The following is a 21,625-nucleotide window of genomic DNA, read 5'->3' on the forward strand; positions in this document are numbered from 1 at the left end:
GGCGTCGACGGAGCGTGACGGAAGTGCGGCAGAAGGAGAGCGATCACACACGGCCTCGCGCGATCACGCCGGATCCGACGAGAAATGCCCGCTCATCTGAGCGGGCATTTCATGGGGCACTCGGTGCCCCTGCGTGGGGTGTGGAACTCAGCCGCCCGAGGTGTCCAGCTCCGCGTCCGCGCTCACGCCGGCACAGTCGTACGGGTCCTTCAGCCATCCGTCCGGCAGTGCCACCCGGTTGTTGCCTGACGTACGCCCGCGAGGGCCGTCCGCGCCGTCGGGCCAGGGCTGGTCCAGGTCGAGCTCCTGGAGCTGGCCGCCCAGCTCCTCCAGCGAGGAGGTGACCGCGAGCTTCCTGCGCATGTCCGAGCCGACGGCGAAGCCCTTGAGGTACCAGGCCACGTGCTTGCGGAAGTCGATCACTCCGCGGCTCTCGTCGCCGATCCACTCCCCCAGCAGCGTCGCGTGGCGCAGCATGACGTCCGCGACCTGGCGGAGCACGGGCTCCTGCCTCGTCCCCGTGCCCTCGAAGGCACTGACCAGGTCGCCGAAGAGCCAGGGGCGGCCAAGGCAGCCGCGGCCGACCACGACCCCGTCGCAGCCGGTCTCACGCATCATCCGCAGGGCGTCGTCGGCGCTCCAGATGTCGCCGTTGCCGAGAACGGGGATCTCCGGGACGTGTTCCTTGAGCCGCGCGATGGCGTCCCAGTCTGCCGTGCCGCCGTAATGCTGGGCGGTGGTCCTGCCGTGCAGGGCGACGGCGGTGATGCCCTCCTCGACGGCGATGCGGCCCGCGTCGAGGTAGGTGGTGTGGTCGTCGTCGATGCCCTTGCGCATCTTGATGGTGACCGGGAGGTCGCCGGCCTCGGCCACGGCCTCGCGGAGGATCGCGCGGAGCAGGGGCCGCTTGTACGGAAGGGCGGAGCCGCCGCCCTTGCGGGTGACCTTGGGGACGGGGCAGCCGAAGTTCAGGTCGATGTGGTCGGCGAGGTCCTCGTCGACGATCATGCGGACCGCCTTGCCGACCGTGACCGGATCCACTCCGTACAGCTGGATGGAACGCGGCGTCTCGCTCGCGTCGAAGTGGATGAGCTGCATGGTCTTCTCGTTGCGCTCGACCAGCGCCCGCGTGGTGATCATCTCGCTGACGAACAGCCCTTTGCCGCCCGAGAACTCACGGCACAGGGTACGGAAGGGCGCATTGGTGATGCCGGCCATGGGGGCGAGCACGACCGGGGGCTGCACGGTGTGCGGGCCGATCCGGAGCAGCGGGAGGGCGGGGGCGAGCGTGGTCATGGCCCCATTGTCCCGTACTCGGACCGCGGCCCGGATGCCGGCCGCTCAGCACCGCGCGGGGCGGATGCCGCCCGGAGCGTTTCCCACCCCGGCTCTGCGCGGCCCTGACAGCCTCCTGGGCCTACGGCTGCTCCGCCCGGCGCGTGGCTTCCCACGCCGCATGGCTTGCCCGCCCAGCAGGCGGCTGCCCCGCCCGACGGGTGCTTCCCGCCCGCCGCGTGGCTCCCCCGCCCCGCAGGTGGTTTCCCCGCCCGGCGGGTGCCTGGCCCCGTCCGGCGAGGGGGTGGGACGGGCACGGGCCCGGACCACCGCAGTGGTCCGGGCCCGTGGTCCTACGGGTCGTGCGAGGAGATCAGCTCTCTGCCGGTGCGTCCTGCGCCGGTGCGGCTTCGGCGGCGGCGGCGCGCTCACGCATCTTGCGCACCAGCTCCTGCTTCTTGTCCTCGGCGGCCTTGCGGTCGTCGTTGCGCGCGGGGTTCGCGCCCTGCTGTTCGGCGCGGGACAGCTTCTTGCGCTGTCCGCCCACGCCGAGGAGGTTGTTGCGGCTCTTGGCCACGGGGTTCTCCCATTCGTAGTGAGGAAGTGAGGATGACGTGTCGTGTATCGATCCGATGGGCGACGGGCGGGCGGGCCCGTCGCGCTCTCACTCGTAGATCTGGAAGAACGAAGACATGCCGAAAAGGTACCCCGGCCGGAGGGGCGCCTCATCCCGTTTTTCTCGGCCACGCCCCGGTGATGCTCAGGCGGACGGGTCGACCGTGGCCTGGTGGGCCTCGGTCAGGTGCTCCTCGGCCTTCAGCCAGGGCAGGAACTGCGCGCCCTTGCGCCATCCGCAGGTGTCACAGGTCAGCTGTCGCTGCATCCCCGACTTCCGTACGTGGACGACGTGTTCACGGCCGTGCTGGTCCCATCTGCTGACCTTGCTCGTGGTCATGGACGGCATCCTGGCCTCCCTGTGGACGAGTGCGCCCAGTGTGCACGAAGCCCCCGGTTCCGTGCGGCGGAACCGGGGGCTTCGTCATGAGGGCGGGAGTGCGGTCAGCAGCCCAGCAGACGGGAGCCGAGGTAGCCCTGGATCTGGTCCAGGGAGACGCGCTCCTGCTTCATGGTGTCGCGCTCGCGCACGGTCACCGCGTTGTCGTCGAGGGTGTCGAAGTCGACGGTGACGCAGAACGGCGTGCCGATCTCGTCCTGGCGGCGGTAGCGGCGGCCGATGGCGCCCGCGTCGTCGAACTCGATGTTCCAGTTCTGCCGCAGGTCGGCGGCGAGGCCCTTGGCCTTCGGCGACAGCTGCGCGTTGCGGGACAGCGGGAGCACGGCGACCTTGACCGGCGCGAGGCGCGGGTCGAGACGCATGACGGCGCGCTTCTCCATGACGCCCTTGGCGTTGGGGGCCTCGTCCTCGTTGTAGGCGTCGAGGAGGAAGGCGAGCATCGAGCGGCCGACACCGGCCGCGGGCTCGATGACGTACGGCGTGTAGCGCTCGCCCTTCTCCTGGTCGTAGTAGAAGAGTTCCGTGCCGGAGGCCTCGGAGTGCGCCTTGAGGTCGTAGTCGGTGCGGTTCGCGACGCCTTCGAGCTCGCCCCACTCGCTGCCGCCGAAGCGGAAGCGGTACTCGATGTCAGCGGTGCGCTTGGAGTAGTGGGAGAGCTTCTCCTTCGGGTGCTCGAACCACCGCATGTTCTCCTCGCGCAGGCCGAGACCGGTGTACCAGTTCCAGCGCTGCTCCATCCAGTACTCCTGCCACTCCTCGTCCTCGCCCGGCTTGACGAAGAACTCCATCTCCATCTGCTCGAACTCACGCGTGCGGAAGATGAAGTTGCCCGGAGTGATCTCGTTCCGGAAGGACTTGCCCATCTGCGCGATGCCGAACGGCGGCTTCTTGCGCGAGGTCTGCTGCACCTGGCCGAAGTTGGTGAAGATGCCCTGCGCGGTCTCGGGGCGCAGGTAGGCGACCGAGCCGGTGTCCTGGGTGGGGCCGAGGTGGGTGGAGAGGAGCCCCGAGAACGCCTTGGGCTCGGTGAAGGTGCCCTTGTTGCCGCAGTTGGGGCAGTTGAGGTCGGCCAGGCCGTTGACGGGCGGCTTGCCGTGCTTCTCCTCGTACGCCTCCTCCAGGTGGTCGGCGCGGTAGCGCTTGTGACAGGAGGTGCACTCGGTGAGCGGGTCGGAGAAGGTGGCGACGTGGCCGGAGGCGACCCAGACCTCGGGGGCCAGGATGACCGACGAGTCGATGCCGACCACGTCCTCGCGCGCGGTGACCATGTAGCGCCACCACTGGCGCTTGAGGTTCTCCTTCAGCTCGACGCCCAGCGGCCCGTAGTCCCAGGCGGCCCGCTGGCCGCCGTAGATCTCACTGCAGGGGTAGACGAAGCCACGGCGCTTGCTCAGGCTGACGATGGTGTCGATCTTGTCGGCGGCCACGGTGCTCTCTTCATTACGACGGCGAAATTGGACAGGGGCGGCGCGAAGCGCCGGGCGGGCGAATGCCCCAGATTACCGGCGGGCGCACCCCCTGGATCAAATCGGTGGGCCGCACCACGGTCACTGTTCGCGAATCCGGGCATCTCATCAGCCTTGTTGACAATCGTTTCCACTTTTGTTGAAAATGACTGTCATGAACGTACGTCGCCTCATACCCACAGCCGCCGTGGCCGGAGCAGTCGCCCTCGGTCTCACCGCGCTCTCCGCCTGCTCCTCCTCCGACGCGGCCGAGGGCGGGAACGACGGCAAGCTGGACGTGGTGGCGTCCTTCTACCCCATGCAGTTCCTGGCCGAGGAGATCGGCGGCTCGCACGTCTCGGTCACCTCCCTGACGAAGCCGGGCGTGGAACCTCACGACCTGGAGCTCAGCCCCCGGCAGATCGGTGAGCTGGGAGAAGCCGACTACCTCCTCTTCCTCAAGGGCATACAGCCGGCCGTCGACGACGCCGTGGCGCAGGCCGGGGTGAAGAACACGGTGGACGCGGCGGAGCTCACCACGCTCGAGGACCACGGCGCCGAGGTCGACGGCCACGCGCACGAGGAGGGCGAGGAGCACGGCCACGAGGGCGAGGAGCACGCCGACGAGAACGCCCACGAGGGCGAGGAGCACTCCCACGAGGGCGCCGACCCGCACATCTGGCTGGACCCCGTGAAGTACGCGGAGGTCGCCGAGGGCGTCGGCAAGTCCCTGGAGAAGGCGGACCCCGACCACGCCGCGGACTACCGCAAGAACACGGATACGCTGGTCGCCGAGCTGAAGGGCCTGGACAAGGCCTACGAGACCGGGCTGAAGGACACCGCGACGAAGACCTTCATCACCACCCACTCCGCCTTCGGGTACCTCGCCGAGCGCTACGGCCTCGTCCAGCAGGGCATCGCCGGAATCGACCCCGAGGCCGAGCCCAGCCCCGCCCGGATCGACGAGATCCACTCCGTCGCCGAGAAGAACAAGGCCACCACGGTGTTCTTCGAGACGCTCGCCAGCGACAAGACCGCCAAGACCCTGGCGAAGGACCTCGGTCTGAAGACCGGCGTCCTGGACCCGCTGGAGGGAATCACGGACAAGTCCGCGGGCGCTGACTACATCGAGGTCATGAAGTCCAACCTCACCGCGCTGCAGAAGGCCCTCGGCGCGAAGTGACCCCCGAACCACCCGCAGCAGCACCGGAGGCGATCATGCCCGAGCCCAGTACGCCAGAACCCGTGATCAGCTTGCGCGGAGCCACGGCGACGCTCGGCGCGCGCCCCGTGCTGCGCGGTGTCGACCTCACCGTCCACCGCGGCGAGGTCGTGGCGCTGCTGGGCGCGAACGGCTCCGGCAAGTCCACCGCCGTGCGCTCCGTCATCGGCCAGGTGCCGCTCACGGACGGGACGGTCGAGCTGTTCGGCACGCCGCTGCGGCGCTTCCGCCAGTGGGCCCGTGTGGGATACGTACCGCAGCGCACCACGGCGGCGGGCGGCGTCCCCGCCACGATCCGTGAGGTCGTCGCCTCCGGGCGCCTGTCCCGTACGAAGCTCAGGCTGCCCGGCCGGGCCGACCGGGCGGCCGTGGACCGCGCCATCGAGCTCGTCGGCCTCACCGACCGCGCCAAGGACTCCGTGAACGCCCTCTCCGGCGGCCAGCACCAGCGGGTCCTGATCGCCCGCGCGCTGGCCTCCGGGCCCGAAGTGCTGATCATGGACGAGCCGATGGCGGGCGTCGACCTGGCCAGCCAGGAGATCCTCGCCACGACGCTGCGTGAGCAGGTCGCGGGCGGGGCGACGGTGCTGCTCGTCCTCCATGAGCTCGGCGCGCTGGAACCGCTGATCGACCGGGCGATCGTCCTGCGTGACGGCTGTGTCATGCACGACGGGCCGCCTCCCGAGGCCGTCGGCCAGCACGCGCTGCCCGGCCACGACCACGTACACCCCCACGCGGCCTCCGAGCCCGTCCGGACGGGACTGCTGAGCTGATCATGCTGGAATTCCTGAACCCCCCCTTCATGCAGCGGGCCCTGATCGCGGCCGTCCTGGTCGGGATCACCGCCCCCGCCATCGGCATCTATCTGGTCCAGCGCCGTCAGGCACTGATGGGCGACGGCATCGGACACGTCGCGATGACCGGTGTAGGCCTCGGCTTCCTGCTCTCCACCAACCCGGTCTGGATGGCGACGCTCGTCGCCGTGGCCGGCTCGGTCGTCATGGAACTGATCCGCTGGTACGGACGCACCCGGGGCGACATCGCCCTGGCCATGCTGTTCTACGGCGGCATGGCCGGCGGAGTGATGCTGATCAACCTCTCGGACACCGGCTCCAACGCCAACCTGACCTCGTTCCTCTTCGGCTCGCTGTCGACGGTCTCCGATGAGGACGTCACCGCGATCGTCGTGCTGGCCGCCTTCGTGGTGCTCGTCACCGTGGGACTGCGGCGGCAACTGTTCGCGGTCAGCCAGGACGAGGAGTTCGCCCGGGTCACCGGCCTGCCGGTGCGCGCCCTGAACCTGCTGGTCGCCGTGACCGCGGCGGTCACCGTCACGGTGGCGATGCGGGTCGTCGGCCTGCTGCTGGTCAGCGCGCTGATGGTGGTGCCGGTCGCCGCCGCGCAGCAGATCTCGAAGTCCTTCAAGGTGACGTTCGTCCTGGCGGTCGTCATCGGTACGGCCGTCACGCTGGCCGGCACCGTGACCTCGTACTACCAGGACGTGCCGCCCGGCGCGACGATCGTGCTGCTGGCCATCGCCGCGTTCGTCCTGCTGACGGCGCTCGCCACGCCGCTGGCGCGAAGGCGCGCCCGGAGCCGCGGGAGCGAGGCGGACCGGTGCACCCTGGAGGTACCGGCGGCCCGCCCGGCATCGGACGACGTCCGGGTGTGACCGTGCCGCCAGGACGGGCTGGCACAATGGCCCGACGTACGTACGGGCGACACGAGGAGGCAGCGGTGGCGACGGCGCCGATCAGTGGCACGAACGCGGCTCCGGTGCGCGGCCGGTCCACCCGTCAGCGGGCGGCGGTGGCGGCGGCGCTCGACGAGGTCGACGAGTTCCGCAGCGCCCAGGACCTGCACGACGTGCTCAAGCACCGCGGCGACTCGGTCGGGCTGACCACGGTCTACCGCACGCTCCAGTCCCTCGCCGACGCCGGCGAGGTCGACGTCCTGCGCACGACCGACGGCGAAGCCGTCTACCGGCGCTGCTCGACCGGTGACCACCATCACCACCTGGTCTGCCGCGTCTGCGGCAAGGCCGTCGAGGTCGAGGGTCCCGCCGTGGAGCAGTGGGCCGAGACCATCGCCGCGCAGCACGGCTACGTGAACGTGGCCCACACGGTGGAGATCTTCGGGACCTGCGCCGACTGCTCGGGCGCGAAGGCCTGACGGCGGGCTCAGGAGCACCGTTCGAGGAGGGGCCCCGGCACCGGGGCCCCTCCTCGCCGTTTCAGCCCTTGGTGATCTCCTCGGCGCCGCCGAAGCGCCGGTCGCGCCGGGCGAATTCCAGGCAGGCGTTCCACAGGTCGCGGCGGTCGAAGTCCGGCCACAGGACGTCCTGGAAGACCATCTCGGCGTAGGCGCTCTGCCAGATCAGGTAGTTGGACGTGCGCTGCTCCCCGCTGGGGCGCACGAAGAGGTCCACGTCCGGCATGTCCGGGTAGTAGATGTACTTCGCGAACGTCTTCTCGTTGACCTTCGACGGGTCGAGCTTCCCCGCCGCGACGTCCTGGGCGATGCGCTGCGCCGCGTCGGCGATCTCGGCCCGGCCGCCGTAGTTGACGCAGAAGTACAGCGTCATCCTGTCGTTGTCCTTGGTCTGCTCCTGGGCGACCTGGAGCTCCTGGACGACGGACTTCCACAGCTTGGGCATGCGGCCGACCCAGCGGATGCGGATCCCGAGCTCGTCCATCTCGTCGCGGCGGCGGCGGATGACGTCCCTGTTGAAGTTCATGAGGAACTTCACCTCGTCCGGCGAGCGCTTCCAGTTCTCCGTGGAGAACGCGTACAGCGAGAGGTTCTTGACGCCCATCTCGATGCAGCCCTTGAGGACGTCCATGACGACGGCCTCACCGACCTTGTGCCCCTCGGTGCGCGGCAGGCCCCGCTCCTTGGCCCAGCGGCCGTTGCCGTCCATCACGACGGCGACGTGCTTGGGCACGAGCTCGCCGGGGATCTTCGGCGGGGTGGCGCCGGAGGGGTGCGGCTCGGGGGTCTTGTACTCACGCCGGTTACGGCCGCCGAGCATCCCGCGTACTGCCATGGGCTTCTCTCGTCTCCCTGTGTCACTTCTCTACGTACCGCAGCGAGCGCAGGCCGCGCTCCAGGTGCCAGTGCAGATAGGCGGACACGAGTCCGCTCCCCTCCCTGACATGACGCGCCTCGGACGCGTCCGCCGTCTCCCAGTCACCGGTGAGCAACGCGCTCAGCAGTTCGAGGGCCTCCGCCGAGGGTACGACGCTGCCGGGCACCCGGCAGTCGCCGCATATGGCGCCGCCCGCGGCGACGGAGAAGAACCGGTTCGGTCCGGGCATTCCGCACTTGGCGCAGTCGTCGAAGCTGGGGGCGTAGCCGTTGACGGCCAGCGAGCGCAGCAGGAACGCGTCCAGGATGAGGTTCGGCGCGTGTTCGGCGCGTGCGAGGGTGCGGAGCCCCCCGACGAGCAGCAGGTACTGCTGGACCGCGGGCTCGCCCTCGTGGTCGGTGAACCGCTCGGCGGTCTCCAGCATCGCGGTGCCGGCGGTGTACCGGGCGTAGTCGGAGACGATGCCGCCGCCGTACGGAGCGATCGTCTCGCTCTGGGTGCACAGGGGAAGCCCGCGCCCGATCAGCTCGCTGCCGCGGGCGAAGAACTGCACGTCCACGTGGGAGAAGGGTTCCAGCCGGGCCCCGAACTTCGACTTGGTACGGCGCACCCCGCGTGCCACGGCACGCACCCGCCCGTGGCCGCGGGTGAGGATCGTGATGATCCGGTCGGCCTCGCCCAGCTTCTGCGTGCGCAGCACGACGCCGTCGTCCCGGAACAAGCTCATGCGCCCATTGTCGCCCACCGGAGCGGGCGCCCGTCGGCGGTCCTCACTCCTGGCGGCCCGAGGGCACCACCAGTCCGGACTCGTAGGCGATGATCACCAGTTGCGCGCGGTCCCGGGCGCCCAGCTTGCCCATGATCCTGCTCACATGGGTCTTCGCGGTGAGGGGGCTGAGGCCCAGCGTCTCGGCGATCTTCGCGTTGTTCAGGCCGCGTGCGACGAGGGTGAGCACCTGCCGCTCGCGCTCCGAGAGGCGCTCCGGGCCTCCGGGAGTCCCCAGCGCGGGCACGGAGGGACCGCTGAGGAACCGGGCGATGAGCCGGGCCGTGGGGCCCGGCGAGAGCAGCGACTCGCCCGCGGCCACCGTCTTGATGGCCGCCAGGAGTTCGGCGGGCAGGGTGTCCTTGACCAGGAAGCCGGAGGCTCCGGCGCGCAGCGCCTCCACGACGTGGTCGTCGGTGTCGTACGTCGTCAGGACGAGCACCTTCACACCGGCGAGGTCCTCGTCGGCCGCGATACGGCGGGTGGCCTCGATGCCGTCGAGCTCGGGCATCCGGATGTCCATGACGACGAGGTCTGCGCGGGCGGAACGGGCCGTCTCGACCGCCTCGAGGCCGGTGGCGGCCTGGCCGACGACGGTCATGTCCGGGTCGGACTCCACCAGCATCGCGAAGGCCGCCCTGACGAGCGTCTGGTCGTCGGCGAGCAGGACGCGGATCACAGCACGGCCCCCTCGCGGCCGGCGGCCGTGGCCGGGCGCCCCGCCGGGGATCCGGGCAGCGGCAGCACGGCGGCGACCTGGAAGCCCCCGTCGGCCAGCGGACCCGCGTCCAGGGTGCCCCCGGAGCTGCGCGCCCGTTCGCGCATGCCCACGAGGCCGAATCCGGGGCCGTGCCCGGCTTCCCCGGAGCGTCCGCGCGCCGAGGGGGCCCCGTCGTCGGCGACGGTGACCCGCAGCGCGGGGAAGGCGGGGTCGGGTTCCACCCTGACCTCGATCCGCACTCCCTCGCCCGCGTGGCGTACGGAGTTGGTCAGCGCCTCCTGCACGATCCGGTACGCCGCGGCGCCGGTCGCCGGCGCGATCCGGCCCTCCGGGGCCCGTACGGACAGCTCCACGGTCGCTCCGGCGGTCTCGGCGGCCCGTACGAGGCCCGGGAGCGCGGCGAGGCCGGGCAACGGCCCGTCGCCGCCTTCGGAGCCGTCACGCAGCACCTGCAGGGTGGTCCGCAGTTCGGCACGGGCCTCCCGGCAGGTCCCGGCGATGTCGTCGAGGGCACGTGCGACCGCTTCGCGGTCCAGCCGGTCCGGGTCGACGGTCAGGATGTGCGAGGCCACCGAGGTCTGCACCCCGATGACGGTGATGCTGTGGGCCAGCAGGTCGTGCAGGTCACGGGCGATCCGCAGCCGCTCCTCCGCGACCCGGCGTCGGGCCTCCTCCTCGCGGGTCCGCTCGGCCCGTTCGGCACGCTCCACCATGGAGGCCACGTACTGCCGGTAGATCCGCACGTCCACACCGCAGAACAGCACCGCGACGATCCAGCCGGAGATCCGCAGCAGTTCGAGCCCGTGGTGCGCGTCGATGACCCCGACCACGGACACCATCACGGCTATCACGGCGCAGCCGGTGAGCAGGGTACGCAGCGGCCGGCCGGTCACCGCCACGGTGTAGAGCACCACGAAGGTCTGCGGCATCGGCGCCGAGTGGGCGTTGTCCAGGAGGTGGTAGGCCATGAGGACCGGAATCATGGCGAGGAGCACCGCCACGGGGTTCCTGCGCCGCCACACCAGAGGCAGGGCGCTGCACAGCAGGAGGACCCAGCCGAAGGCGTCGGGGAACCGCCCGCCGTCTGTGACGAAGGCCAGGACGGCCGAGAGCGCACCGGCGCCCGTGGCGACGAGGGCGTCGGTGCGCAACTTGTGCGGCGCGTCCATGGGGTCGCGGTTGACGACCGCCAGGACGCGCTCGCCACGGCGCGTGATTCGGGGAGCGGACACGCTGCCATCCTCGGTCAGTGGAACGGTCGCCGTCAGCGGCTTGCGACGAGTTCCCGTTCGTCGGTGAGGTTCTCGGCCGGTCCGCGGCCGAGCGGCCCCGGCCACCACATCCGGCGTCCCAGGGCCACGCTCGCCGCGGTCACGAGGTAGGTGCGGACGAGGAAGGTGTCCAGCAGCACTCCGACGGCGATGACGAAGCCCATCTCGACCAGCGACGTCATCGGCATGCTCGTGAGGACGGCGAAGGTGGCGGCGAGCACGAGTCCGGCGGAGGCGATGACGCCGCCCGTCGTCCGCAGCGCCGTGAGGGCGGCGGCCGTCGGACCGGCTCCGGCGAGGGACTCCTCCCGCATCCGGTGCATCAGGAAGATGCCGTAGTCGACGCCGAGCGCCACCAGGAAGACGAAGGACAGCAGAGGCAGACCCGGGTCGGTGCCCTCGACTCCGAGGAGCGGCTCGAGGACGAGGCCGGCGATGCCGAGGGAGGCTCCCCAGACGGCGACCACCGCGGCCACGAGCAGCAGCGGGGCCACGAGGCTGCGCAGCAGGGCGACCAGGATCAGCAGGACGAAGAGGACGACGAGCGGGACGATAATCTTCAGGTCCCTGGCGTTGGTCTCCTCCAGGTCCGCCTGCTGAGCGCTGGGCCCTCCGACGTGGCTGCCGTCGAGCCCGGCGCGCAGGGCGTCGATGGTGGCCCGCTCCCCCGCGGACTCCGGCGGGGCCTGGGCGGTGACGGCGAGCTCGGTCCAGCCGCCGCCGCTGCGGCCCCGCTCGGCGTCGGCGACGCCTTCGGTCGCACGCGCCTTCGCCAGCGTCCCGTCGGCCTGCCCCGTGGGGGTGATCACGGTGATCGGCTGGGTCGAGCGCTCGGGGAAGGCGGCGGCGAGCGTCTCCATCGCCGTGATCGACTCCGGCTTGCTGGTGAAGGAGTCCTCCTGCTTCAGGTCACCGGGCAGGCTGAACACGCCGAGTGCCAGGGCCCCGAGCAGCACACCTCCCGTGACGAGCACGGCGACGGGACGGCGTCCGGCGGAGCTGCCCATGGCTGTGAAGACCGAGCGGCGCTGCCGGGGCACACTGCCGTACGCGGGCGTCAGGGGCCAGAAGACGCGCCGCCCCAGGAGCACGAGCAGGGCGGGGAGCAGGGTCGTCATCGCGAGGAGTGCGCACAGCACCCCGACCGCGGCGATCGGCCCCATGCCGCGGCTGCTGTTGAGGTCCGCGGCGAGCAGGCACAGCATGCCGGCGGCGACCGTGCCGGACGAAGCCAGGACCGCGGGCCCGCAGCCGCGCAGCGCGGCGGCCATGGCGTCCATGGGCCGCGCCAGACGGGCCAGTTCCTCGCGGTAGCGGGCCACCAGCAGCAGGGCGTAGTCCGTGCCGGCGCCGAACACCAGGATGGTCATCACGGCGGAGCTCTGGCCGCTCACGGTGGTACCGAAACCCTGGTTCAGTCCGTAGACCACCGCCATCGACAGGACGTCGGCGAGTCCTGCGACGACCAGGGGGACCAGCCAGAGGAACGGGCTCCGGTAGATCAGGATCAGCAGGAGCGCGACGACACCCACCGTCGTGTAGAGCAGTGGACCGTCGAGCGACGTGTAGACCTCCTGCGCGTCCGAGGTGAGCGCGCCGGGCCCTCCGACCTCGACGCTCAGCCCGCCCCCGCCTTCCGCCCGCTCCCGTACGTCCGTGACGAACGCGGTCCTGGCCTCCTGGTCCTGGCCCGGGCCGGTCGAGGAGACCGGGAACATCAGGGTCGTACCGTCGTCGGACGGGACGCCCTCGGGCGCCGCGGGCAGGCTGTGCTCGCGTGCGACGGCGGCGACCTGTTCACCCGCCGTGCTCCGGTCGGCCGTGGTCAGCCCGCCGTCGCGGTGGTAGACGAGGACGAGATCGGTCGACTCGCCGCCGGGCAGCGCGTCCTGGATCCTCGCGACCTGGGTGGAGTCCGCACCCGACGGCAGGTAGTCGACGGCCCGGTCGCGCTGGACGTCCCCGAGCTTGCCGGCGAACGGCATCGCGACGGCGATGAGAACGACCCAGAACGCCACGATCAGCCACGGCAGCGCGCGCCTCGGTCTTCCGGCGCGCCCCTGCCGTGGTGGCGTACCGGTCTCTTCCGCTTCGGCCCGCATGATGCGGCCCTCCCCTCCTGGACGGTGTCGGTCGTGTCCAGACTCCCGTCCGGGCAGGGCCGATTCGTCGCGCGAGGGAAGGACATGACCGCTACTGCCGGGGGTGACGGCCGTCGGCGGTTACTCCCTGAGGAGTACACACAGGCTTCCCGGCCCACGGAGGCGTGCACAACGGCCCCGGAGGCCGCGGATCACCGCGCACCCGGCCTCCCACAGGGCCTGGGACGGGCACGGGGCGCCGCACCAGGGGCTCAGAACCGCCGTACGCGCCGCCCCAGGGCCGCACCGGCGGCACGCGCCACCCCGGGGCTCAGGACCGGCGTACGCGCCACCGCAGGCTCAGCACGGCGCACGCGCCGACCCGATGGCCCAGCACAGCGACACGCGCGGCCTCAGGGCGCTCTGGACGGCGCACGCGCCACACCATGGGCTCAGAACCGCCGTACGCGCCTCCCCCGCCGCCCCAGGGCTCAGGACGGCGTACGCGCCGCCTCCAGCAGGTTCGCGGTGTCCGTGGGGCAGAGCTGGAGCGCGCTGCCCACCGTCGTCAGCACGTGGCGCTCCGCCTGGGTGTACGGGCCGTCGGCGAGCGCGATCCTGGCACCCCGCAGCAGGATCGCCTCGCGGCCGGCCACTGCCAGGTGGGGCGCGAGCGGCTTGAGGACCTCGTGGAGCTCGATGGCGAGGGCGGGGCCGCAGGCCTCGGCGGCGGGGTCGGCCCCGTCACCGTGCCCGGTGTCCGCGGCGAGCACCTCGACGATGGTGAAGAGCTGTTCCTGGGAGCAGTCGTCGAGGCCGGCGTCGCGGACGGTGGCCGCCGCCGTCTCCAGGACCGTGCGGGAGGTGGTGCCGCCCGCGGCGAGGACGGCCAGCGTGACCGTGTGCACGGCCTCCCGCAGCATGGCGGAGAAACGTGTGGTGGTGGGGTGGTCGAGGGTGTCGGGCGCGAAGTGCGTACCGCAGGCGGCACACGCGACGACCGGACCCGCGCTGCCCCGGGCCAGCAGTGGCAGGCCGAGGACGGTGAGACGGTGACGGCCCGTGAGACGCCGGTAGTTGCGGTCGCCCCCGCAGCAGGGGCAGAAGAACTCGCCGTCGCCGACGGTGTCCCAGACGGTACGGATGCCGTAGATGCGCAGTCTTGTGGCGCGTTGTCCTTTGGCTGTCCGCACGTCGCACACCTCCGTGACTCCCCCGTACGCCTCGGGGGCACGGGAGTTAACCCCGCGGCAACATTGCCGCGTTGGACGTGATGTTAGCCACATGCGTGTTCCGGCGTCAGTATCCCGGACGTCACAACACCGGGATATGGCCGAACCCCGCCCACCCGCGAAGGGTGAACGGGGCTCCAGGGTCACGCAGTTCGGCACTGTTTCGGATGTTCGTCCGGAATGCCGCGCGATGGTGTCAGCGGGTCGCGCGGTTGACCGCGGAGACGACCGCCTTGAGCGACGCGCGCGTGGTGTTGGCGTCGATACCGATGCCCCACAGCACCTTGCCGTCGATCGCGCACTCGATGTAGGAAGCGGCCTGCGCGCTCGCGCCCTCGCTCATCGTGTGCTCGGTGTAGTCCAGCAGACGGGCGTCGATACCGATGGCCTGCAGCGCTTCGAAGAACGCGGAGATCGGGCCGTTGCCGGTGCCGGTCAGCACCGTGTCCGTGCCGTCGACGGTGGCCTCGACGGTGATCGTGTCCTGGCCGTCGGTGCCGGTGGTCGTCTGGCCGGAGCGGATCTGCACCCGCCCCCAGGCGTTCTCGGGGCTCGGCAGGTACTCGTCGCGGAACGTCGACCAGATCTGGGCCGGCGTGACCTCGCCGCCCTCGGCATCGGTCTTGGCCTGAATGATCCGGGAGAATTCGATCTGCATCCGGCGCGGCAGGTCCAGCTTGTGGTCGTTCTTCAGGACGTAGGCGATCCCGCCCTTGCCGGACTGCGAGTTGACCCGGATGACCGCCTCGTAGGAGCGGCCGACGTCCTTCGGGTCGATCGGCAGGTACGGCACCGCCCACTCGATGTCGTCGACCGTCTTGCCCTGGGCGGCCGCGTCGGCCTCCATGGCGTCGAAGCCCTTCTTGATGGCGTCCTGGTGGGAGCCGGAGAAGGCGGTGTAGACCAGGTCGCCCGCGTAGGGGTGGCGCGGGTGGACCTCCATCTGGTTGCAGTACTCGCTGGTGCGGCGGATCTCGTCGATCTGCGAGAAGTCGATCTGGGGGTCCACACCCTGCGAGAACAGGTTCATTCCCAGGGTGACCAGGTCGACGTTGCCGGTGCGCTCGCCCTGGCCGAACAGGCAGCCCTCGATGCGGTCGGCGCCCGCCATGATCGCCAGCTCGGCGGCGGCGACGGCGGTGCCGCGGTCGTTGTGCGGGTGGACCGACAGGCAGACGTGCTCGCGGCGGCTGAGGTTGCGGGACATCCACTCGAAGCGGTCCGCGTGGGTGGACGGCGTCGAACGCTCGACCGTGGCGGGCAGGTTCAGGATGATCTCGCGGCCCTCCTCGGGCTGCCAGACGTCGCAGACGGCCTCGCAGACCTCCAGGGCGAAGTCCAGCTCGGTGTCGGTGAAGATCTCCGGGCTGTACTGGTAGCCGAAGATCGTCTCGTCGCCGAGGATCTTGTCCGCGTACTCCATGACCAGCCGGGTGCCGTCCACCGCGATCTGCTTGACCTCCTCCTTCGAACCGCGGAAGACCACGCGGCGGAAGGTGGGTGCGGTCGCGTTGTACAGGTGGACCGTGGCTCGCCGAGCACCGACCAGCGACTCGACGGTCCGCTCGATCAGTTCCTCACGGGCCTGCGTCAGGACGGAGATCGTCACGTCCTCGGGGATCGCGCCCTCTTCGATGATGGAGCGCACGAACGCGAAGTCGGTCTCGCCGGAGGAGGGGAAACCGACCTCGATCTCCTTGTAGCCCATGCGTACGAGCAGGTCGAACATCTCGCGCTTGCGGGCCGGCGACATCGGGTCGATCAGCGCCTGGTTGCCGTCCCGCAGGTCGGTGGACAGCCAGCGGGGCGCCACGGTGATGCGGTTGTCGGGCCACGTGCGGTCGGCGATGTCCACGGCCTCGTAGCCGCGGTACTTGTGCACGGGCATCCCGGAAGGCTTCTGCAGTTGCTTCGCGTTGGTCACCGGGGTGGGGCCACCGACGGGGGTGACGGCATCGTCGTGCGCGGGGGGATTCACTGCGGTCATGGCGTACGGCTCCTCTGAGGTCCAGCAGGGGCGGCCGACTGTGTCGCTGCAACAGCGAACTCCGCGGGGAGGGAGCCGGCCTACGACTACAGGCCCTCGCCGCGGCAGCTAAGAAGGAGCAGCCCGAAACGCATGATGCGGCAACACTAACCGAGGGGCGCCTGGTGCGTCGGTCCGTATCAGTATGCGGGATCAAGCCTTCATGAAGGCAGAACGGTGATACATCACTCTATTTCGTCAATCACGATCGCAACCAGTGACACTTTGATGACGGAGTGCCACAGTCATTTGCATGCAGCCTCGACCGAACAACGGGTTCCAGCCCGTCTTCTGCACCATCGTGCCGCCCCACGTCCTCGACAAGCTGTCCCAGGCAGACGACCCGCTCCTGGCCGAACCCGCACGGCGCACCCTGGAGGCCGACGGCGCCCGGCGCCACCACAGGAGGGTGACCGCGCTGGCCTGGACCCCCCAGGCCACCCGCACATCCGCCCCGGTCCCGACCAAGCCGCACCGCACCCTGTACGACTGCCGGCACGGCACGGACCTGCCGGGGGTGAAGGTCCGCGACGAGGGCGACGAGCCGACCCGGGACGCCAGCGTGAACCGCGCGTACGCGGGACTCGGCGCCACCTTCGACCTGCTGCTCACGGAGTACGGCCGCAGCTCGATCGACGGCAAGGGACTGCCGCTCATCGGCTCCGTGCACTACGACGAGAAGTACAACAACGCGTTCTTCGACGGTGAGCAGATGGTCTTCGGGGACGGCGACGGGGAGATCTTCCTCGACTTCACCGTCGCCATCGACGTGATCGCCCACGAACTGGCGCACGGACTGACCCAGTACACCGCCAACCTGGCGTACGAGGGCCAGTCCGGCGCGCTCAACGAATCCGTCTCGGACGTCTTCGGCTCCCTGGTCAAGCAGTACTCACTGGGCCAGAGCGCGGACCAGGGCGACTGGCTGATCGGCGAGGGCCTGCTCGCCCCCCGGGTCAGCGGCGTCGCGCTGCGCTCGATGAAGGCTCCGGGCACGGCGTACGACGACGACGTCCTCGGCAAGGACCCCCAGCCCGGATCGATGGACGACTACGTCGAGACGGACGAGGACAACGGCGGGGTGCACATCAACTCCGGCATCCCCAACCGCGCCTTCTACCTGCTGGCCACCGCGCTCGGCGGGAACGCCTGGGAGCGGGCCGGCCGGATCTGGTTCGACGTGCTGACCGGCGGTGAGCTGGCCCAGGACGCGTCCTTCAAGGACTTCGCCAAGCTGACCGTCGCTGCGGCGCAGCACAGGTTCGGGGAGGGCGACGAGGCCGAGGCGGTGCTGAAGGCATGGTCGGAGGTGGGCGTGCCGACCCGCTGACCGGGTAGGTACACGCGGGGCGTCCGGGTGGGTCAGGCAGGAGCCAGTACGCATGCGCATTCAGGTGAGACGGACCGGCGGGTTCGCCGGCATCGCACGGCACGGCGAGGTCGAGACCTCGGGACGGGCCGACGCCTCGGAATGGGAGGCCCTGGCCGAGGCGGCGCTCGCCGCCGGCCGAGGAGGTCCGCCCGCAGGAGTGCCGGACGGCTTCAGCTACCGGATCACGGTGGGCGACCGAACGGTCGACTGCGCGGACCCGCGGCTCACCCAGGAGCAGCGGACGCTGATCTCCCGGGTCCTGAAAGAGGGCGCGTAGACCCGGGGCTCCGCGGAAGCAGGCGTGCCCTCGTACCCTGAAGGAACATGCACTCGGGCCCTTTCCCCGCACCGGGTGCGGGGAAAGGGCCCGAGTGGGCAGTGCCTCAGAACCCGAGCTTGCGCAGTTGCTTGGGGTCGCGCTGCCAGTCCTTGGCGACCTTCACGTGCAGGTCCAGGAAGACGGGCGTGCCCAGCAGCGCCTCGATGTGCTTGCGTGACTTCGTGCCGACGTCCTTGAGCCGCTTCCCCTTCGGGCCGATGATGATGCCCTTCTGGCTGGGCCGCTCGATGTAGACGTTCGCGTGGATGTCCAGCAGCGGCTTGTCGGCCGGCCTGTCCTCTCGCGGCAGCATCTCCTCGACGACGACCGCGATGGAGTGCGGAAGCTCGTCCCGCACGCCCTCCAGCGCGGCCTCGCGGATGAGCTCCGCGACCATGACCATCTCGGGCTCGTCGGTGAGGTCGCCCTCCGGGTAGAGCGGGGGGCTCTCGGGCAGGAGCGGGGCGATGAGGTCGGCGAGCAGATCGACCTGCTGGTCCTTCACGGCCGAGACCGGGATGATCTCGGCCCACTCGAAGCCGAGCTCCTCGGCCAGCGCGGAGACGGCGAGCAGCTGCTCGGCGAGCGCCTTGGACTCGACCAGGTCCGTCTTGGTGATGATCGCGATCTTCGGGGTCTTCTTGATCCCGGCGAGTTCCTTGACGATGAACTTGTCTCCGGGGCCCAGCTTCTGGTCGGCGGGCAGGCAGAAGCCGATGACGTCGACCTCGGCCCAGGTGGTCCGTACGACGTCGTTCAGCCGCTCGCCGAGCAGGGTGCGCGGCTTGTGGAGGCCGGGCGTGTCCACCAGGATCAGCTGGGCGTCGTCGCGGTGCACGATGCCCCGCACCGTGTGCCGGGTGGTCTGGGGGCGGTTGGAGGTGATCGCCACCTTCTGGCCGACCAGAGCGTTCGTGAGGGTGGACTTGCCCGCGTTGGGTCGGCCCACGAAGCAGGCGAAGCCGGCCCGGTGGGGGGCGGTGTTCTCAGCCTGCTGCGCAGCGGCTTCTGTGTTCGGTCGAGCGCTCATGGCGACCATTCTCCCCGATCCGGGCGGCGGCGGTGCACAGCAGGGCGCCGCCGTCCCGAATCAGCCCGCTGTCACCGTGGACCGGAGCGTCCCGTCGGGGCCCGCGAGCAGCACGGGTGTGTCCGGCCCGCCCAGGTCACGGACGGCTGCCCGGTCGGCTTCGGAGGCGGCCTCGGCCTCGGATACGACGGCCGCCGCCTCCAGGGACGTGGCACCGCTGGCCACCGCCATCGCGACGGCGGTCTGGAGCGCGCTGAGTTTCAGCGACTCCAGGGCCACGGTGCCGGCGGCGTACGTACGTCCCGTCTCGTCCCGTACCGCCGCGCCCTCGGGCACTCCGTTGCGGGCGCGGACGCTGCGCGCCAGTGTGACGATCTTTCGGTCCTCGGCGCCGAGGCCGGTGCTGTCGGTCATGTGCTGAGCATACGAAGGGGGTGGGCCCCCGCTCCGCAACGGGGTCCGGTCACCCGGGGACGGGGTAGATCGTGCCGCGCCGGCCCTCCGGCGAGTGGCGTACGGCTGGTGGTGGCGGCCGCCGCGGTCATCCCGGCCGTGACGGGCCCTGACGGTGGCGGCCGGCCTGCGCCGGGCCGCCTGACCGTCCGCCCCGACGGCCGGTCGAGGGTCTACGGCCGGTCGAGGCGCAGCCGTTCGGCCTTGGGGAGCCCGGCCACCACCAGGTCGTAGCTGTCCTCCACGAGCTCCCGGACCATGCGGTCCGGGAGCCCGGAGACCGTCACCGTGTTCCAGTGCCGCTTGTTCAGGTGCCAGCCGGGGACGATCGCGGCGTGCTCCCTGCGCAGCCGCAGCGCCTCGTCCGGATCGCACTTGAGGCTGACCGTGAGCGGTCGCCCGTCGAGCGCGCTCAGGGCGAACATCTTTCCCAGGACCTTGAAGACCGAGGCCTCGGGCCCGAAGGGGAACTCCTCCGTGCTCGCGTTGAACTCCAGGCAGAACGTGCGCAGCTCCTGGGGAGTCATGCCGATTCCGTTCCCTCCGGTTCCACCAGCACCGTGACGATCTTGTTCCTGCGGCCGGCCGGGGACTCCGCGGTGAGGCGCAGCTTCCGCCCGTCGGGAAGGTCGACGAGCGAGGAGGCTCCGGAGATCGGGACGCGGCCGAGCGCCTTCGCCAGCAGACCGCCGACCGTCTCCACGTCCTCGTCGTCGTACGCGTCGAGGCCGAACAGCTCCCCGAGGTCGCCGATGTCGAGCCGGGCGGTCACCCGGAAGCAGCCGTTCTCCAGCTCCGTGACCGGCGGGAGTTCGCGGTCGTACTCGTCGGTGATCTCACCGACGATCTCCTCCAGGATGTCCTCGATGGTGACGATGCCGGCCGTGCCGCCGTACTCGTCGATGACGACGGCGACGTGGCTGCGGTCCTGCTGCATCTCGCGCAGCAGGTCACCGGCGTTCTTCGTGTCGGGGACGAACGCGGCGGGGCGCATCGCCGTGGAGACCAGGTCGGCCTCCGCGTCCCGGTTGATGTGAGTCTTGCGGACCAGGTCCTTGAGGTAGACGATCCCGACGATGTCGTCCTCGTTCTCCCCGGTGACCGGGATGCGCGAGAAACCGGAGCGCAGAGCGAGGGTCAGTGCCTGACGGACGGTCTTGTAGCGCTCGATGCAGACCAGGTCGGTGCGAGGAACCATGACCTCGCGCACGAGGGTGTCCCCGAGTTCGAAGACCGAGTGCACCATGCGGCGTTCGTCGTCCTCGATGAGCGACTCCTGCTCGGCGAGGTCGACCATCGCGCGCAGTTCGGCCTCACTGGCGAAGGGCCCCTTGCGGAAGCCCTTGCCGGGGGTCAGCGCGTTGCCCAGGAGGATCAGCAGTTGCGGGACCGGGCCCATGATCCTGGCCAGCGGCAGCAGCACGTACGCCGCTGCGGTGGCCGTGTTCAGAGGGTGCTGACGGCCGATGGTGCGCGGCGAGACCCCGATGGCGACGTAACTGACGAGGACCATGACACCCATGGCGAGGGCCAGCGCCTGCCAGGTCTCCTGGAGCTCCTCGAGGCAGGCGTACGTGACGAGCACGCCGGCCGACATCTCGCAGGCCACCCGGACGAGCAGCGCCACGTTGAGATAGCGGGTGGGGTCGGCGGCGACCTGTTCCAGCTTGGCGCTGCCGCGGCGTCCGGCCCGCACGGCCTCGGCGGCGCGGAAGCTCGACGTACGCGCGATCCCGGCCTCGGCGCAGGCCGCGAGCCAGCCGACGACGATCAGCAGGACGGCGCCGGAGACGAGGGGGACGCTCACGAGACGGTGGGGGCGGGGGACGGGCCGGTCAGCCCGCGCTCGCCGCGCCAGCCGTCGACGATGGCCGCCTGGAGGCCGAACATCTCGGCCTTCTCGTCGGGCTCCTCGTGGTCGTAACCGAGGAGGTGCAGCACTCCGTGGACGGTGAGGAGTTGCAGCTCCTCGTCCATGGAGTGCTGTGTCTCCGCGTCCTCGCCCTGCTTCTTCGCGACCTCAGGACAGAGCACGATGTCACCGAGGAGCCCCTGCGGGGGCTCCTCGTCGCCCTTGGCCGGGGGACGGAGCTCGTCCATCGGGAAGGACATGACATCCGTCGGGCCGGGGAGGTCCATCCACTGGATGTGGAGCTGCTCCATGGCGGCGGTGTCCACCACGATCACCGAAAGCTCGGACAGCGGATGGATCCGCATCCGGGCGAGGGCGTAGCGGGCGATGTCGAGGATCGCCTGCTCGTCGACCTCGGTTCCGGACTCGTTGTTGACGTCGATCGACATGGTGCGCT

Annotated in this window: 22 protein-coding genes; 6 read left to right on the top strand and 16 right to left on the bottom strand. The window is 70.5% G+C overall.

The window, feature by feature from the left end; translation table 11 throughout:
* Positions 1-147: 147 nt before the first annotated feature.
* From dusB to HED23_RS28045, 4 genes are all read right to left on the bottom strand, one after another.
* On the bottom strand, positions 148-1,296 hold the full coding sequence (dusB, locus tag HED23_RS28030; protein WP_203186146.1) for a tRNA dihydrouridine synthase DusB: 1,149 nt from the start codon (positions 1,294-1,296) through the stop codon (positions 148-150).
* 352 nt (positions 1,297-1,648) lie between these two features.
* Positions 1,649-1,852, bottom strand: coding sequence for a DUF6243 family protein (locus tag HED23_RS28035; protein WP_203186147.1), 204 nt, complete (start codon positions 1,850-1,852; stop codon positions 1,649-1,651).
* A 183-nt stretch (positions 1,853-2,035) separates the two neighbouring features.
* Positions 2,036-2,239 (bottom strand): hypothetical protein, encoded by a 204-nt coding sequence (locus HED23_RS28040; RefSeq protein WP_203186148.1) that lies wholly within the window; start codon positions 2,237-2,239, stop codon positions 2,036-2,038.
* A 95-nt stretch (positions 2,240-2,334) separates the two neighbouring features.
* On the bottom strand, positions 2,335-3,717 hold the full coding sequence (locus HED23_RS28045) for a glycine--tRNA ligase (RefSeq protein WP_203186149.1): 1,383 nt from the start codon (positions 3,715-3,717) through the stop codon (positions 2,335-2,337).
* 193 nt (positions 3,718-3,910) lie between these two features.
* Here HED23_RS28045 and HED23_RS28050 point away from each other — a divergent pair, with 193 nt between their 5' ends.
* From HED23_RS28050 to HED23_RS28065, 4 genes are all read left to right on the top strand, one after another.
* Positions 3,911-4,918 carry a metal ABC transporter substrate-binding protein gene (locus HED23_RS28050; RefSeq protein WP_203186150.1) on the top strand — a complete coding sequence of 336 codons (1,008 nt, stop codon included), beginning with the start codon at positions 3,911-3,913 and terminating at the stop codon, positions 4,916-4,918.
* 35 nt (positions 4,919-4,953) lie between these two features.
* Positions 4,954-5,730, top strand: a complete 777-nt coding sequence (locus HED23_RS28055; RefSeq protein ID WP_203186151.1) for a metal ABC transporter ATP-binding protein — start codon at positions 4,954-4,956, stop codon at positions 5,728-5,730.
* A complete protein-coding gene (locus HED23_RS28060; protein ID WP_203187665.1) occupies positions 5,730-6,629 on the top strand; it encodes a metal ABC transporter permease in 900 nt (299 codons plus the stop codon). Before HED23_RS28055 ends, HED23_RS28060 begins: the two co-directional genes overlap by 1 nt.
* Positions 6,630-6,694: 65 nt before the next feature.
* Positions 6,695-7,129: a Fur family transcriptional regulator gene (locus tag HED23_RS28065; protein WP_203186152.1), complete on the top strand. Its 435-nt coding sequence runs from the start codon at positions 6,695-6,697 to the stop codon at positions 7,127-7,129.
* A 61-nt stretch (positions 7,130-7,190) separates the two neighbouring features.
* On the opposite strand, the gene HED23_RS28070 is transcribed toward HED23_RS28065, so the two are convergent.
* From HED23_RS28070 to leuA, 7 genes are all read right to left on the bottom strand, one after another.
* Positions 7,191-8,003, bottom strand: coding sequence for an isoprenyl transferase (locus HED23_RS28070; RefSeq protein ID WP_203186153.1), 813 nt, complete (start codon positions 8,001-8,003; stop codon positions 7,191-7,193).
* Positions 8,004-8,025: 22 nt separating this feature from the next.
* Positions 8,026-8,772: a DNA repair protein RecO gene (recO, locus tag HED23_RS28075; protein ID WP_203186154.1), complete on the bottom strand. Its 747-nt coding sequence runs from the start codon at positions 8,770-8,772 to the stop codon at positions 8,026-8,028.
* Between the two features lie 43 nt (positions 8,773-8,815).
* Positions 8,816-9,490, bottom strand: coding sequence for a response regulator transcription factor (locus HED23_RS28080; RefSeq protein WP_203186155.1), 675 nt, complete (start codon positions 9,488-9,490; stop codon positions 8,816-8,818).
* Positions 9,487-10,701, bottom strand: coding sequence for a sensor histidine kinase (locus HED23_RS28085; protein WP_203187666.1), 1,215 nt, complete (start codon positions 10,699-10,701; stop codon positions 9,487-9,489). Before HED23_RS28085 ends, HED23_RS28080 begins: the two co-directional genes overlap by 4 nt.
* 95 nt (positions 10,702-10,796) lie before the next feature.
* Positions 10,797-12,905, bottom strand: coding sequence for an MMPL family transporter (locus HED23_RS28090; protein ID WP_203186156.1), 2,109 nt, complete (start codon positions 12,903-12,905; stop codon positions 10,797-10,799).
* A 470-nt stretch (positions 12,906-13,375) separates the two neighbouring features.
* Positions 13,376-14,077, bottom strand: coding sequence for a TerB family tellurite resistance protein (locus HED23_RS28095; protein ID WP_203186157.1), 702 nt, complete (start codon positions 14,075-14,077; stop codon positions 13,376-13,378).
* A 235-nt stretch (positions 14,078-14,312) separates the two neighbouring features.
* The gene (gene leuA, locus HED23_RS28100) at positions 14,313-16,103 is read right to left on the bottom strand and encodes a 2-isopropylmalate synthase (protein WP_203186158.1); all 1,791 of its coding nucleotides are present in this window, start codon (positions 16,101-16,103) and stop codon (positions 14,313-14,315) included.
* Between the two features lie 292 nt (positions 16,104-16,395).
* On the opposite strand from leuA, the gene HED23_RS28105 reads away from it, so the two are divergent.
* The gene (locus HED23_RS28105) at positions 16,396-17,472 is read left to right on the top strand and encodes a M4 family metallopeptidase (RefSeq protein ID WP_203186159.1); all 1,077 of its coding nucleotides are present in this window, start codon (positions 16,396-16,398) and stop codon (positions 17,470-17,472) included.
* Positions 17,473-17,524: 52 nt separating this feature from the next.
* Positions 17,525-17,791, top strand: a complete 267-nt coding sequence (locus HED23_RS28110) for a protealysin inhibitor emfourin (RefSeq protein WP_203186160.1) — start codon at positions 17,525-17,527, stop codon at positions 17,789-17,791.
* Positions 17,792-17,897: 106 nt separating this feature from the next.
* Here HED23_RS28110 and era read toward each other — a convergent pair whose 3' ends face one another.
* The 5 genes from era to ybeY form a co-directional block, all read right to left on the bottom strand.
* Positions 17,898-18,872: a GTPase Era gene (gene era, locus HED23_RS28115; protein ID WP_203186161.1), complete on the bottom strand. Its 975-nt coding sequence runs from the start codon at positions 18,870-18,872 to the stop codon at positions 17,898-17,900.
* A gap of 51 nt (positions 18,873-18,923) precedes the next feature.
* Complete coding sequence (locus HED23_RS28120; RefSeq protein WP_203186162.1) at positions 18,924-19,277, bottom strand: cytidine deaminase; 354 nt, start codon at positions 19,275-19,277, stop codon at positions 18,924-18,926.
* Positions 19,278-19,489: 212 nt separating this feature from the next.
* Positions 19,490-19,843 carry an MmcQ/YjbR family DNA-binding protein gene (locus HED23_RS28125; protein ID WP_203186163.1) on the bottom strand — a complete coding sequence of 118 codons (354 nt, stop codon included), beginning with the start codon at positions 19,841-19,843 and terminating at the stop codon, positions 19,490-19,492.
* Entirely contained in the window at positions 19,840-21,123 is a 1,284-nt protein-coding gene (locus HED23_RS28130) for a hemolysin family protein (protein ID WP_203186164.1), read from the bottom strand. Before HED23_RS28130 ends, HED23_RS28125 begins: the two co-directional genes overlap by 4 nt.
* The gene (ybeY, locus tag HED23_RS28135) at positions 21,120-21,617 is read right to left on the bottom strand and encodes an rRNA maturation RNase YbeY (protein ID WP_203186165.1); all 498 of its coding nucleotides are present in this window, start codon (positions 21,615-21,617) and stop codon (positions 21,120-21,122) included. Before ybeY ends, HED23_RS28130 begins: the two co-directional genes overlap by 4 nt.
* Positions 21,618-21,625: the final 8 nt, after the last annotated feature.

It is taken from the genome of Streptomyces pratensis (assembly GCF_016804005.1).
Taxonomy (GTDB): Bacteria; Actinomycetota; Actinomycetes; order Streptomycetales; family Streptomycetaceae; genus Streptomyces; species Streptomyces pratensis_A.